The sequence below is a fragment of the Pseudomonas asplenii genome, assembly GCF_900105475.1.
Taxonomy (GTDB): Bacteria; Pseudomonadota; Gammaproteobacteria; order Pseudomonadales; family Pseudomonadaceae; genus Aquipseudomonas; species Aquipseudomonas asplenii.
The window spans coordinates 3450816-3465194 of sequence record NZ_LT629777.1 but is presented as its reverse complement, the minus strand read 5'-3'; the positions used below and the strand labels follow the sequence as shown (position 1 = coordinate 3465194).

The following is a 14379-nucleotide window of genomic DNA, read 5'->3' as shown; positions in this document are numbered from 1 at the left end:
TTAGATCATCTCTTCGCCGCCCTTGCCGCCGAGCACGATTTCTCCGGCTTCGGCCATACGGCGGGCGATGGTGAGGATTTCCTTCTGCGCGGTTTCCACGTCGCTGACGCGCACCGGCCCCTTGGCCTCGAGGTCGTCGCGCAACAGTTCGGCCGCACGCTTGGACATGTTCTTGAAAATCTTTTCCTTGACGCCCTCGTCGGACCCCTTGAGCGCCAGCACCAGCACGTCCGAGGACACTTCGCGCAGCAGCGCCTGGATGCCACGGTCGTCGACATCGGACAGGTTGTTGAAGACGAACATGAGGTCTTCGATCTGGGTCGACAGGTCCTCGTCCACCTCGCGGATCGAATCCATGAGTTGGCCTTCGATCGAGCTGTCGAGGAAGTTCATGATATCTGCGGCACGCTTGATACCGCCCAAGGTGGTACGGGCAGCATTGGAGTTGCCGGAGAACTGCTTCTCGAGAATCTGGTTGAGCTCCTTGAGGGCCGCCGGCTGAACGGTGTTCAGCGAGGAAACCCGCAGGATGATGTCCAGGCGCACCTTGTGGTCGAAGTTGTTCAGCACTTCACCGGCCTGGTCAGGATCGAGGTAGGCCACGACGATCGCCTGGATCTGCGGGTGCTCATAGCGAATGACGTCGGCCACGGCACGTGGCTCCATCCACTTGAGGCTGTCCAGGCCGCTGGTGTTGCCACCGAGCAGGATGCGGTCGATCAGGCCGTTGGCCTTGTCTTCGCCCAGGGCCTGGGTCAGCATCTTGCGTACGTAATCGTCGGAGCCAACGCCCAGGCTGGTCTGGTCGCCGACGATATCGACGAACTCGCTCATGACCTGCTCGACCTGCTCGCGATGCACATTGCGCATCTGCGCCATGGCCACGCCGACACGCTGGACCTCCTTGGGCCCCATGTGGCGCAACACCTGTGCGGCATCGGCCGAACCCAGCGACAGCAGCAAAATCGCGGCTTTATCGACCCGGGTCAACTTCTGGGTGACGGCGGCGTTATTACTCATCAGCGTTAATCCACTCTTTGACGACCTGTGCCACACGGCCCGGATCTTCGGCTACCAGACTCTTGATGGCATTCAACTGCGCGTCATAACCTTCGCTCGGGCTCGGCAGGAGAATGCTCTGCGGACCACCCAGGCTTACACGGTCATTCGCCAGTTCGCCATCCAGACCGCCCATGCCACCGAGTTCGACATCGCTGCCGAGACCGGCCAGTTGCTTGTTCCTGCCACCGTTGGTGATGTTGTTGAGCACCGGACGCAGTACCCCGAACACCAGGACCAGGATGAACAACACACCCAATACCTGTTTGACCACATCCCAGAACCAGGGTTGCGAGTAGAACGGGATATCGGCGATCACTTCTCCGCGCTCGGCGGAGAACGGCACGTTGATCACACTCACGCTGTCGCCGCGGCTGGCATCGAAACCGACGGCATCCTGGACCAGACGAGTGAAGCGCGCCAATTCGTCGGCACTCCAGGGGGCCCGGGTGGTTTCGCCGTTGGCCGCGTTGACCTTGACCTGATCGTCGACCACCACGGCCACCGACAGGCGGGTCAGGCGACCCTGCTGCTGCCGGGTATGGCTGATGGAGCGATCAAGCTCGAAGTTCTTGGTCGACTGCTGACGCTTGTCCGATGGATACGGCGCCAGCATTGGCTGGCCGGTCGCCGGGTCCATGATCTGCTGACCATTGGCATCGAGCAGCGGCTGGCCCGGTTGCACGGCACTGGCCGAAGCGCCAGCGCCACCGGTGGTCTGCGGAGCCGAAGCCGGCGCCGGAGGCTGGTTGCTCAACGCGCCAGGAACGCCCTGCGGACCGTTGCTGGCGGTGCGTTGCTCACTGGTCGACTGCTCGCTGCGCAGCGCCGGCTGATCCGGGTTGAACTGCTCGGAGGTCGATTCGACCGCGCTGAAATCGACATCCGCCGAAACCTCGGCCTTGTAGCGATCGTTACCCAGGACCGGTTGCAGGATGTTGTGCACCCGCTGGGTCAACATGCTTTCCATTCGACGGCTGTAGTCGAACTGTTTGCCGGCCATGGTCAATTCGGTGTTCTGCGCCTGGTCGGAGAGCAGGTTGCCCTTCTGGTCGACCACAGTGATCTGCGACTTGCTCAGTTCAGGAACGCTGGTCGCTACCAGGTTGATGATCGCCAACACCTGACCCGGCTCCAGCGAGCGGCCCGGATAGAGTTCAACCAATACCGAGGCGCTTGGCTTGCGCTCGTCACGGACGAACACCGAGCTTTTCGGAATCGCCAGGTGCACGCGCGCGGCCTTGACGTTGTTCAGACTGGAAATGGTCCGTGCCAGTTCGCCTTCAAGACCACGCCGGTAACGGGTCGCCTCCATGAACTGACTGGTACCCAGGCCCTGGTCCTTGTCGAGAATTTCAAAACCGATATTGCCATCGGTCGGGGTCACGCCCGCGGCCGCCAGTTTCAGGCGCGCACGGGACACGTCTTCGGCCTTGACCAACAGTGCGCCAGAGTTCGGTTCAACGGTGTAGGGAATGTCCGCCGCCGCCAGGGTTTCGGTGACCTGTTTGGCATCCATACCGGCCAGGCTGCCATACAGCGGCCGGTAGTCAGGTTGCTGGGACCACAATACCACGGCAAAACCAATCGCCACGCTGGCTGCCAGACCGACCATGAGGCCGACCTGACGCAGCATGGTCATCTCGGAAAGGTTTTCCAGAAAGGACAAACCAAACAGCGGAGGTTTGCTCTCTGCCGCACCGGCCTTGGCCGGGACGTTATCAGCGACTGCTTCTGCCATGACTCAATCTCGCCCTTAAACCGGCATCTGCATGATGTCTTGATACGCCTGGACCAACTTGTTGCGGACCTGGGTCAACGCCTGGAACGAGACACTGGCTTTTTGCGAGGAAATCATCACATCCGTCAGATCGACGCCACTCTTGCCGATTTCGAAGGCATTGGCCAACTGGCTCGAAGCCTGCTGGGTCTCGTTGACCTTGCCGACAGCCTGGCCGAGCAGGTCGGCAAAGCTGCTACCAGCGACTTCCGGCGCGGCCACCGCCGACTTCGGCTGGGCCATGGCGTCCATTTGCATGGCCCGCATGTCCAGCATCAACCGATTAAATTCAATACCCTGGCTCATGAACGACCCTCTCCGGCGACCTGCAATTTTTTGACACTCATACAGCGATTACTGATGGTGTTAGCAACAAGGGTGCCATCTCCTTGTCGCCTCCGAATAAAATCCGATACATCAGCGTAAAGCGGGTAAAGCGACTCAAGTGGCGAACAGATAGGCCTCAACGTCCATACCGGCATCGCGCATCTGCGCCAATTTGTAGCGCAGCGTACGCGGACTGATACCCAGTCGCTGCGCCGCTTCCTTGCGACGCCCACGCTCGGCGCGCAGGGTGTCGATGATCATCTGGAACTCGCGCCGACGCAGATCGTCGCCGAGCGCACCTGCGGATTCGGCCACCGCCATTTCGCTGGCGTCCGCTTCCACCAAAGGTACCCGCATCGCTGGCAATGGCGCACATGCGATCGGCCCGGCCAGACAGAAGTCCTCGGCCTGGATCAAACCGCCCTGTTGCAAAATCAACGCACGCTGGATCGCATTGTCGAGTTCACGCACATTGCCCGGCCAGGCATAACCGACCAGACAGGCCTGAGCCCCAGGCGACAATCTGACGGCAGCATGTTTCATTTTCACGCTGTGCTTGGCCAGCAGGCGCTCGGCCAGCGGCAGGATATCGGCGGTACGCTCGCGCAGCGGGCGCCAGGCCAGCGGAAAAACCGACAGCCGATAATAGAGATCCTCACGGAACCGCCCCGCAGCCACCTCGGCGGCCAGATCGCGGTTGGTGGTCGCCACCACCCGGATATCCAGGGCAATCGGCTTGCGCGCACCCACCCGTTCGACTTCACGCTCCTGCAACACCCGCAGCAACTTTGCCTGCAGCCCCAGGGGCATTTCCGATATCTCGTCCAGCAAGAGGGTGCCGCCGTCGGCCTGCTCGAACTTGCCCGCCTGGGCCGCGATCGCCCCCGTAAAGGAACCCTTCTCATGACCAAATAGCGTAGCTTCGAGCATGTTGTCAGGGATGGCTGCGCAGTTGATTGCGACAAACGGCTGGCTGGCACGCTGGGACTGCTGGTGAATGTAGCGTGCCAGCACCTCCTTGCCGGTCCCCGACTCCCCGGAAATCAGCACCGTCGAATCACTGCGGGCGACACGCGAGGCCAACTCCAGCAATTGCGCACTGGCCGGTTCGGCAGCAATCGGCCCTTCGCTCTCCACCACCCCGGACCGGCCCAGCGCATGGCGCTCCACCAGTTCCATCAGGGCCCTGGGCTCGAAGGGTTTGACCAGGTAATCGGCGGCGCCCTGGCGCATCGCTTCCACCGCACGCTCGACGGCGCCATGAGCGGTCATCAGCAGGACCGGCAACAACGGCTGACGGGCACGCAACAACCCCAGCAACTGATGCCCGTCCATGCCTGGCATGTTCACATCACTGACCACGAGGCTGAACGACTGACGTGCCACCGCCTCCAGGGCCTCCTCGGCACAACTCACCGCGTGGAATTCATACCCGGCCAACAGCAGGGTATCGGCCAGCGCTTCGCGCAATGCCCGATCATCCTCGACCAGCAGGACCTTGATCTGTACAGCCATCACTATGCCTCCGTGGCTCCGGGAATCAGCGGCAGACACAACATCGCGCAGGTGCCGCGCCCCAACCGTGAACGCAATTGCATATCGCCCTGGTGCGCCCGGACGACAGCCTTGACCACCGCCAGGCCAAGGCCGGTACCGGTGGTCTTGGTGGTAAAGAAAGGCTCGCCCAGGCGCGCCAGTACCTGCGGCTCGATGCCACTGCCATTATCACTGACACTCAGACGCAGGGTATTACCACGATTGTAGAGGTGTACCTTCAAACGCAGGTCGGCACCGCTGGCCTGAATGGCGTTTTCGATCAGATTGAGCAGCGCACCGACCAGGGTGTCGCGATTGCACAGCAACTCGCCGTCATGACTGTCGCACTGCCAACGGATCGCTACACCCTGCACATGGGTCTGCGCGGCCGCCTGCAAAGTTTGCAGCAGGGTCGCGGGCGTAAGGCGATCGGTCAGCGGCAGTTCGCCACGGGCGAATACCAGCATGTCGCGCACCTGATGTTCGAGCTCATGCAGACGCTCTTTCAGACGCCCGGCGAACCGCTGCTGGGTTTCCACCGACAGGGTCTGCTCGTTCAGATGGCTGGCATACAACAACGCCGCCGACAGGGGCGTACGGATCTGGTGAGCCAGGGAAGCAACCATTCGTCCCAGGGAGGACAAACGCTCGTGACGGGCCAGTTGATCCTGGAGGCGACGGGTTTCAGTCAGATCATTGAGCAGCACCAACTGGCCCGGCTCGCCTTCCAGCGAACGCGTGGCAATCGACAGGCGGCGACCGTCCTTGAGCGAGATTTCATGACCGTCATCCTCACGCGGCGCGAAGCACCGCGCAATTACCTGCCGCCACAACTCGCCTTCCAGCGGCTCACCGAGCAACTCACGGGCAGCGGGATTGGCCTCGCAGACAAAACCATGGGAATCGATCACGATGACGCCGCCGGGCAACAGGTCCAGAAGATTCTGCAGCCGATTGGCCAAGCGCTCCTTTTCCGCCAGTTCAGCCATGCGCTGGGCGCTGACCACGGCCAGTTCACCCTTGAGTTCGGTGACCCGGGCCTCAAGCATGCTGTAGGAATCGGTGAGCTGCGTAGACATCTGGCTGAACAGTGCAAACGCCTGCTCAAGACCCAGCCGGCTCGTCTGCTCTACGGAAGATGGTTGCCCCCCGGCGTCGGGGACAGGAGACATCTGGGCGGCTTGGGGCATCGTAATCTCTCGCATGACTGACCGTCATTTAAACGGAACGTTGCGGGAGACTTAGCAATACCCGTGCCTAAAAAAAACCGCCTGACTTTTCAGCGACTTGAGAAATAGGCGTCAATCATCTGCCTGTTCATCACCCTCACGACGGCTCATGCCGTACTTGCGCATCTTCTCAACCAGGGTGGTACGGCGAATCCGCAGACGCTCGGCCGCTCGCGCAACGATACCGTTCGCATCGTCCAGCGCCTGCTGGATCAGCCCCTGCTCCAGGCCACCCAGGTAGTCCTTGAGATCGAGCCCCTCGGGCGGAAGCATCGCCGAGGTACTGAAGTCTGGCGTATGGCCATTGATCGCTACGCGCTCCTCAAGGTCGCTGCGCAGGCTATCGACCATCTGCTCGTCTTCATCGTCGACATAACGGAATTTCTTCGGCAACTCCGCCACACCAATCACGCCGTAGGGATGCATGATCGCCATGCGCTCCACCAGGTTGGCCAGCTCGCGGACGTTACCCGGCCAGGCATGACGACACAGCGACATGATCGCGGCCGAGTTGAAGCGGATCGAACCGCGCTTCTCATGCTCCATGCGCGAGATCAGCTCGTTCATCAGCAACGGAATATCCTCGACCCGCTCACGCAACGGCGCCATCTCGATCGGGAAGACGTTCAGACGGTAGTAGAGGTCTTCGCGGAAACTGCCCACCTCGATCATGCTTTCGAGATTCTTGTGGGTAGCCGCAATGATCCGCACGTCGATGCTCTGGGTCTTGTTGCTGCCCACACGTTCGAAAGTACGCTCCTGCAGCACACGCAACAGCTTGACCTGCATTGGCAACGGCATGTCGCCGATTTCATCGAGGAACAGCGTACCGCCATTGGCCAGCTCGAAACGACCGGCCCGACTGGTGATAGCGCCGGTGAAGGCACCTTTTTCGTGCCCGAACAGTTCACTTTCCAGCAGCTCTGCCGGAATCGCCCCACAGTTGACCGGAACAAAGGGCGCATCACGCCGCTTGGAATGGTAATGCAGGTTGCGCGCGACCACTTCCTTGCCGGTGCCGGACTCACCGAGGATCAGCACACTGGCGTCGGTATCGGCCACTTGCTGCATCATCTGGCGCACGTGCTGAATGGCCCGACTGGTGCCGACAAGACTGCGGAACAGGTTCGGCTCGCGCTGACGACCGCGCTCGCGGGCCTGGTCGTACATCTCGCGGTAGACCTGGGCACGGTGCAGGGAATCGAGCAATTTGCTGTAGCTGGGCGGCAGTTCCAGATTGGAAAGCACCCGGCGACGCAAGTCCTCCGACAGCTCGGAGGAACTATTTTCGCCTAAAAGCATGACAGGAAGGAACTCATCCCAGGTTCCCAGTGTCTTAAGCAGGCCCGATAGTCCCGTGGGTGAGTTGAGCGCTCCGATCAGGACACACAACACCTCACGACTGGACGTCAGAGAGTCGACCGCCTGCTGCCAGTCATTACTGCTGCAGGCCAGGTTATCTTCGCCGAGAAAATTTAGAATCACCGCCAGGTCACGGCGGCGAACGCTATCGTCATCGATCAGCAGAATTTTGGTTTCACGCCACATGCAATAGCAACTTCCCTAGTCAACTCGATGCCCCGGATGGGCGGGCAATCTTGACGCCCGAGGTGGGCTATCACCTTCTAGGACGACTGAAATCTGGAAAACAGCACTAGTTAAGTCAAAAAATCGTACACAGTCAAATTTATGGCGCAAGACGGTCAAATTAACTCGATGTCAACCAAATAAATGGTATACCTTCGCCGCATTCTGCGCGTGCTGAAGATGCTGCATCTCCTCAACTATAGCCTGTCTTTCCGCCATTGCCGTCTCCAGTAACTGACGATAGACGTGCAACAGCTCTTCCAGGTTACTGCGCAAGGCGTCCTCATCAACCGAGGCCTCGTTGAGCACGTCCTCCATACAGGCACGACAGGCAAGGTCCAGCTCGGCAATGCTCCCCCAGTCACGTTCGGCCAGGGCCTTCACCAGAGCTTCACGGGTTTCCTGGATACGCTGCAGTACGAGGCTCATGACGCTGTACTCCTTAGAACTGTGGAACGGGCGCGCCGATGGCGTCCCAGCCCTCTTTGACCGTGCTGAGCAGACCAGCGACTTCATCAAGGATCTTCGGATCGGACTTGATGTTGGCCTCGGCCAGACGCTTCATCATGTAGGTATAGAGACTGTCCAGGTCTGCCAGGGCATCAGCCTGCTTCTCCAGATCCAGCCCCTCACGCAGACCACCGACGATACCGATGGCCTTGCTGATCGCCACGCACTTGGCTGCGATATCCTTGCGCTCGATGGCACCCTTGGCCTGAGCAATGCGATCCAGGCCACCTTCCATCAGCATTTGCACCAGACGGTGAGGAGTCGCCTCGGAGGTCTGTGCCTGAGCCCCCACTTTCTGATACTGCCGAAGGGCTAACATCGGGTTCATGTCGTACCTCGCTGCAACTCTAAAAGTTCGTATGACCAGTGTATCGCCTTTAAGTCAAAAAACTTTAACCCAAAAAGGCAAAAACCCGGCGCGCCATAAAGCGTAGCCGGGTTTTTGGCGTCAGCCCAGATTTACTTGGAGGACTGCTGCGCGTTCAGCGAACTGAAGAACGAGGTGATACTGTTCGCCGTCGCCTTCATCTGCCCGACCAGCAGGTCCATGGCGTTGTACTTGGCCGTCAGGGTCTTGGTCATGTTGGCGACACGCAGATCCAACGCAGCTTGCTGGCTGGTCAGGTTCTTGGCCAGAGACTGCAGACTGGTGTTGCGATCATCGAGCACTCCACCCGTGCGCACGCCGCTCGACCCGACCGGCTTGCCCAGGTAGGTGTTGAGCGCACTACCCATGCGCGAGAACAGACCGTTGGTCGAGTTGGTGCCGTTGAACAACTGCTGCACCTGACCACTCATGCCCGGAGCGGCTATCGCCTTGCTGAACGCTGCGGTATCGAAAGACAGGTTCCCGGAGTTGCTGGCGTCATTACCGGCCACCGTCAACACACCCAACTGCGACAGCACCGACAAGGGCCCACCCGCCCCTGTCGCCGTGAGCTGTTCACGCAGATCGGAGATCAGCGAACGCGGCAGCGAGTCGCCGGTGAACGCCGCCGATACTGTCAGATTGCCATCCGCATCCGCCGTCGCTTTGGACAGGGAGGTAATGGTATTCATCAGGGTGTTATAGGAGTCGACAAACGACTGGATAGAAGTCTGCAGACCGGTGGTATTGGTCGCCACGGTGACCGTCGAACTGGCACCGACACCCGCAGAGCCCGCCGACAACAGGTTCAAGGTCAGGCCGCTGATCGCGCCGGTCACGGTATTGCTTTTACTGGTCACCTGCAGACCATCGATAGTCAACGAGGCATCCTTGGCGACAGCACTGACGGCACCGGAATCCGACGCCGAAGGGCTGCTGCTCATGACGTGAGTGCCGTCGATTTCCAGGCCTGCGATACCACTGACCTGCAGGTCCGAACCTGCACCCGTCGCCGTCGAACCGATCACCATGCGTGATGCGCCGGTACTGTCGGTCACGATGTTGGCCGAGATGCCATTGCTACCCAGCTTGCTGTTGATCAGATCCCGGGTGCTCTGCAAGGTGGCATTCGCCGGGATGTCAACGTTATAGCTAGCACCATTTTGACTGCTGATCGTCAGGGTACCCTGCGCAATAGCACTGCTAGCACCACCGGAAAACGAGGCGCTGGCCACTTTCGAACTGGTGGCAAGGCTAGACACGACAACGTTATAGGTACCTGGAACGGCTGTATTGTCGGACGTCGCGGTCAGTGTGGTCGCGGTGCCCGACGTCGCCGTGTAGCCGGCAAATGCAGTGCTGGTCGTAGCACTGAGGTCGGTCATGGTCTTCTGGAACGCCGCAAGGGCACTCTTGAGCGACGCTATGCCGGAAATCTTCAGCGTATTGGTTTTTGTCGCAGTATCGATCTGCGTCTGTTTGGCCGATTTGTCGGCGTTCACCAGCGCAGTAACGATAGAACCGATATCCAGGCCCGAGCCGAGGCCCGTACCCGGTAAAATTGGACTTGCCATGTGCTTCTCCCGTCAGGTTGCTGCCGATCTTTTGACCTTCAAGAGCAGCCAAAGATCCTGCAAACACTATTCATGCCAGCTGTCAGGCTTTCCCATCGAACAGTACGCTACTCGCCGAACTCAGGCTATCGGCCAATTTCATGGCCTCAGCGGTAGGAATCTGCCTGACCACCTCACCCGTATCACTGGCAATCACCTTGACGATGACTTTCCCGGAATGCTCATCAATCGAGAACTCCAGGTTGCGCTTGATCGACTGCACGAACTTCTCGATGTCCTGCACAGCCCGCTTGAGTCTTTCGGAGGAACCTGAATCCTTGTTGTTGGCATCGGTTGCATCGGTAGCCTCTACAGGCTTCACCGTATCAGCCTGAGGCGCCGCAGCCGGCTTATCGACCACTGGGGTATTGCTGGATGTGGCCGGTAGAACAGCTGGGTAAGACAGATTAAGTTTTACACTCATGTCCATCTTTCATCACCTCTCAACGTAAAAAGGCGAGAGAGTGCAACCATCGCACCCCCTCGCCAAAGCTCATCCCGGAATTACTGAAGCAGCTTCAGTACAGCGGAAGGCAGTTGGTTAGCCTGGGCCAGAACAGAGGTGGAAGCTTGTTGCAAGGTCTGTTGCTTGGTCAGGTTAGCAGTTTCTGCGGCGAAGTCGGTATCTTGTACGCGACCCTGTGCAGCAGTGGTGTTCTCGTTGATGTTCTGCAAGTTGGAGATGGTGCTGGTCAGACGGTTTTGCGAAGCACCGAGGCTGGCACGGGTAGCACCGATGGCAGCGATTGCAGCGTCGATCGCGGTGATCGCGTTGTCGATGTTCGATGCGGCCGAACCTGCACCAGTACCGGTGGTACCAGTCAGAACCACGGTGCCGCTACCTACCGACAGGCTGACGGCGTCGAATTTCGAGCTCAGAACCAGGTCGATGTGGTTGGCGCTGCCGGTGTTGGCACCGACTTGCAGGGTCACAGTACCAGCCGAACCGTCCAGCAGGTTTTTGCCGTTCAGGTTGGTGGAAGCCGAGATACGGGTCAATTCGTCAGACATCTGAGCGAATTCAGCGTTGGTAGCGGTCTGGTCGGCGGTGCCGTTGGTGCCGTTACGAGCTTTAACAGCCAGTTCACGCATACGCTGCAGGATGTCGGTCGAAGCTTGCAGAGCGCCTTCAGCGGTCTGGGCAACGGAGATACCGTCGTTGGCGTTCTGGATAGCCTGGGTACCACCACGGATCTGCGAGCTCATGCGAGTAGCGATCTGCAGGCCAGCGGCGTCATCTTTGGCGCTGTTGATTTTCAGACCGGAAGACAGGCGCTGCATGGAGGTAGACAGGGCATCGGAAGCACGGTTCAGGTTCTTCTGAACGTTCAGCGACGTAGTGTTGGTGTTTACTGTTAAAGCCATGACGAATTCCTCGTTGGGTGGTGTACTACGGCTTCCGGCCCTGGCAACCGCCGGGTGTGGCCTAGAGAACCTTCGTAATAGTTATCGTCGGAATAGCAGGTTGCTTGAGGGCTTTTTTCAAAAAATTTGCTAGCAACCTGCCACCCTTAGAAAAACAAGGGCTTAGCGCACGCCCACCCAGGAAAAATGGCGCCAGAGAACCGCACCCTGTCTACCGTTCGTCACCAATATCTCAATGGCTGGCTTCAACCCACTGCAGTAATTGCACCACTTCGTACTCCAGGGTGTCCGCCAAGCCCAACCAATCCTGGCGCTCCTGACAACCAAACATCTGCACCAGCAGTTGCGCCCACACCTGATGCTGCTCGGCAGAGGCCTGGAGCAAACGGGCCTGTATGCCGTCGAACAACTCGACCATCAACAACGCCGCCTCGACCTCACGACCAAAGCGGAACAATGCCGAACAGCGCCGCGCCTCGGCAATGCTGGAATCGAAGACGGTCATTGCACGAACTCCTGATCGAAGGTGCTGCCGATGATTCGCGCACCGGCCCGGCTGCTGTTGAGAAAGCTCACCTGGGGATGTGCGGCGATATAACGTTCCAGCTCACAGAGGTAACGACGAAAGTTCAGTTGCGTCCTGACCTTGTGGCCACGACCGTCCAGCACCCAGTGCCGGGCCTCGTTGACGCCAGGACCGAGTTCTCCGTCCTTCCAGCCGGCATGGGTCTTGTTCATCGGGAAGGCAAAATCGGCGCCGAACAGGGTAATGGTCGCGGCGCCCATCTTCACCGCCAGATCCACCGCCGGGTGCAGAACACTGCCGCCGACATATAGCATGCCTCGCTTGAACTGCTGGCGAACCGCACCATAGACCGGGCTGGCGGAGTACCCTCCATAACGCGGCCCCTGCCAGGCCTGAAGCACTTCAGGATCGCTCATGGGCATGTAGACCAGCGGAATACCTTCGGAAGCCTCGGGTGGCAGATGCCTGAAGCCAATACGCTGATCGATAGTTACCACCAGATCGGGCTTGATGCCCTGCTCATGCAGCGGCCGATAGGCAGTATCGACACTGATGAACAGCGGTCGCTGCGTCTGGGAGCGAACCGCACGCAACTTGTCGAACTGCTGCTCAAGGCTCGGTCCCGTGCCGATCACGTAGATGTGCTGCCCCGTCTGCGTGGCAAACAGCTCGGCAACATCGAGATCGGCGGCAAAGATCTCGGCACTCTCCTGCAGGCGCTGGAGAATTGCCGGAGACTGCGGATCGAATTCGCGGTTGTTGAAGCTGAAGTGCACTTCACCCACCAGCCGATCGCGCATCCGTGCATTGAAATCATCGGCCAGGACCAACTCGGCCGGCAGCGCGAAGAACGGAAAGAGGATTTCCGGATGATCGGCGGCAAAACTCAGTTCGACCCGCGGATCGGTCAGCCAACCGTCCTGTTCCAAGAGTCCGAGCACCCGCTTGAACAACGCGCCATTGAGGATATGCACATTCAGGCGCTGCAACTGCGGCGACTCCAAGAGCACCTGCTGCAAGTCCCCAAGCCCCGTGCCATAGAGATGCAGGACAGCACTGCCAGGCGGCAGGCTGGAAGCCTGCAGCCTGGCCTCGGCGACACGATCATGCCGACTGGTCAACTGCACGCCGCCGACGCCCAGCGTCGAACCCTGCCCTTCGACCAGTTCGACAGCCAGCCCATCGCAATCCTCGGCCAACAGGCGCTGCCACACCATTGGCCAGCGTGCCTCGATGATGCGTGCATTCAGCTCAAGGCTCTCGCTCATCCCGCTTTGCTCCGCGCAAAAAAATAGCGCTCAAGGTTAACCTACCCGGAGCGCTACTTTGCAACCCTGTTGGATCAGGCGCGATGAATGATCGCCGACCCCCACGAAAGGCCAACGCCAAAGCCGCTCAACGCAACGCGTTTCCAGCTCGAGTTCAGCACGTGCTTTTCCAGCAGCAGTGGAATGCTCGAAGACACGGTGTTGCCGGTCTCGACCATATCCTTGATGAACTTCTCGGGTTCACCCTCGAAGCGACGTGCCACGGCGTCGACAATCGCCGCACTGCCCTGGTGAATGCAGAAGGCGTCGATATCGCTCGGCTGCAGGCCCGAGTCGCCAAGCAACTCGTGCAGGTGCGCCGGGACCTTGAGCAAGGCGAAGTTGAACACCTGACGGCCGTTCATGAAGAACACCCCATCGCTGACCTTCAGGTGCGGCGCACCGGAACCGTCGGTGCCGAACTTCGACTTGCCCAGTTGCCAGGGTGCGTCTTCCCCCATCCAGGTCGCAGTCGCGGCATCGCCGAACAGCATGGTGGTGTTGCGGTCTTCCGGATCGACGATCTTCGAGTACGGATCGGCGGTCACCAGCAGGCCGTTCTTCAGACCAGCGGCCTCCATGAAGCCCTTCATGGCATAAATGCCATAAACGTAGCCGGAACAGCCCAGGGAAATATCGAACGCCGCCACGTGGGTCGGCAGGCCGAGCTTGTCCTGAACGATCGCCGCGGTATGCGGCAAGCCTTCCTCGTCACCGTTCTGGGTGACGACGATCAGCGCATCGATACTCTCGCGCTTGAGTTGCGGATTACTGGCGAACAAGGCGTTCACCGCTTCGACACACAGGTCCGAGGTTTCCTGTCCGGCGTCTTTGCGCGGCAGGAAGGCTGAACCGATCTTGCCCAGGATGAACTCTTCATCCTTGGCGAATTTGGCGCCCTGAGCGTAGTTATCCACGCCGGCTGTCGGCACGTAACTGGCAATGCTTTTTATGCCAATCATTATGGCTTCCCAATAATAAACAGCTGAATAACGCCGCTCGCAGGAATCGAGGGGCGTCGACCAACAGGGATTTTCCGTCACCTCAACACGGGGTGAAAACGGCGGATTCAAGGGGCAATCACCGACCGAAAAGGCTCAGGCGCCCGCATCCCCGGCAAATACAATACAGTGAAGATGCGCGTTATGACCCGCAGGTCACGCTTATTTTGCC

The 14379-nt window shown here is 59.6% G+C and carries 14 protein-coding genes; all 14 read right to left on the bottom strand.

Annotated features, from left to right (window positions below):
* Positions 1–1020, bottom strand: coding sequence for a flagellar motor switch protein FliG (fliG, locus tag BLU37_RS15925; RefSeq protein WP_010449926.1), 1020 nt, complete (start codon positions 1018–1020; stop codon positions 1–3).
* Entirely contained in the window at positions 1013–2800 is a 1788-nt protein-coding gene (fliF, locus tag BLU37_RS15920) for a flagellar basal-body MS-ring/collar protein FliF (protein WP_090206442.1), read from the bottom strand. The genes fliG and fliF overlap by 8 nt, the downstream gene beginning before the upstream one ends.
* 15 nt (positions 2801–2815) lie before the next feature.
* On the bottom strand, positions 2816–3145 hold the full coding sequence (gene fliE, locus BLU37_RS15915; RefSeq protein WP_010449930.1) for a flagellar hook-basal body complex protein FliE: 330 nt from the start codon (positions 3143–3145) through the stop codon (positions 2816–2818).
* Between the two features lie 135 nt (positions 3146–3280).
* Complete coding sequence (gene fleR, locus BLU37_RS15910; RefSeq protein WP_090206439.1) at positions 3281–4681, bottom strand: sigma-54-dependent response regulator transcription factor FleR; 1401 nt, start codon at positions 4679–4681, stop codon at positions 3281–3283.
* Positions 4682–4683: 2 nt separating this feature from the next.
* Positions 4684–5874 carry a sensor histidine kinase gene (locus tag BLU37_RS15905; protein ID WP_172833113.1) on the bottom strand — a complete coding sequence of 397 codons (1191 nt, stop codon included), beginning with the start codon at positions 5872–5874 and terminating at the stop codon, positions 4684–4686.
* Between the two features lie 129 nt (positions 5875–6003).
* Positions 6004–7479, bottom strand: a complete 1476-nt coding sequence (locus BLU37_RS15900) for a sigma-54 dependent transcriptional regulator (RefSeq protein WP_010449935.1) — start codon at positions 7477–7479, stop codon at positions 6004–6006.
* Between the two features lie 171 nt (positions 7480–7650).
* On the bottom strand, positions 7651–7947 hold the full coding sequence (locus tag BLU37_RS15895) for a flagellar protein FliT (protein WP_090206434.1): 297 nt from the start codon (positions 7945–7947) through the stop codon (positions 7651–7653).
* A 13-nt stretch (positions 7948–7960) separates the two neighbouring features.
* Complete coding sequence (fliS, locus tag BLU37_RS15890) at positions 7961–8356, bottom strand: flagellar export chaperone FliS (RefSeq protein ID WP_090206430.1); 396 nt, start codon at positions 8354–8356, stop codon at positions 7961–7963.
* A 131-nt stretch (positions 8357–8487) separates the two neighbouring features.
* Positions 8488–9969 (bottom strand): flagellar filament capping protein FliD, encoded by a 1482-nt coding sequence (fliD, locus tag BLU37_RS15885; protein ID WP_090206428.1) that lies wholly within the window; start codon positions 9967–9969, stop codon positions 8488–8490.
* 82 nt (positions 9970–10051) lie between these two features.
* Complete coding sequence (locus BLU37_RS15880) at positions 10052–10438, bottom strand: flagellar protein FlaG (RefSeq protein WP_029379524.1); 387 nt, start codon at positions 10436–10438, stop codon at positions 10052–10054.
* A gap of 74 nt (positions 10439–10512) precedes the next feature.
* The gene (locus BLU37_RS15875; protein ID WP_090206425.1) at positions 10513–11373 is read right to left on the bottom strand and encodes a flagellin domain-containing protein; all 861 of its coding nucleotides are present in this window, start codon (positions 11371–11373) and stop codon (positions 10513–10515) included.
* Between the two features lie 232 nt (positions 11374–11605).
* Positions 11606–11878, bottom strand: a complete 273-nt coding sequence (locus tag BLU37_RS15870) for a hypothetical protein (protein ID WP_090206421.1) — start codon at positions 11876–11878, stop codon at positions 11606–11608.
* The gene (locus tag BLU37_RS15865) at positions 11875–13167 is read right to left on the bottom strand and encodes a motility associated factor glycosyltransferase family protein (RefSeq protein ID WP_090206418.1); all 1293 of its coding nucleotides are present in this window, start codon (positions 13165–13167) and stop codon (positions 11875–11877) included. Before BLU37_RS15865 ends, BLU37_RS15870 begins: the two co-directional genes overlap by 4 nt.
* A 74-nt stretch (positions 13168–13241) precedes the next feature.
* On the bottom strand, positions 13242–14168 hold the full coding sequence (locus BLU37_RS15860; RefSeq protein WP_090206415.1) for a ketoacyl-ACP synthase III: 927 nt from the start codon (positions 14166–14168) through the stop codon (positions 13242–13244).
* Positions 14169–14379: the final 211 nt, after the last annotated feature.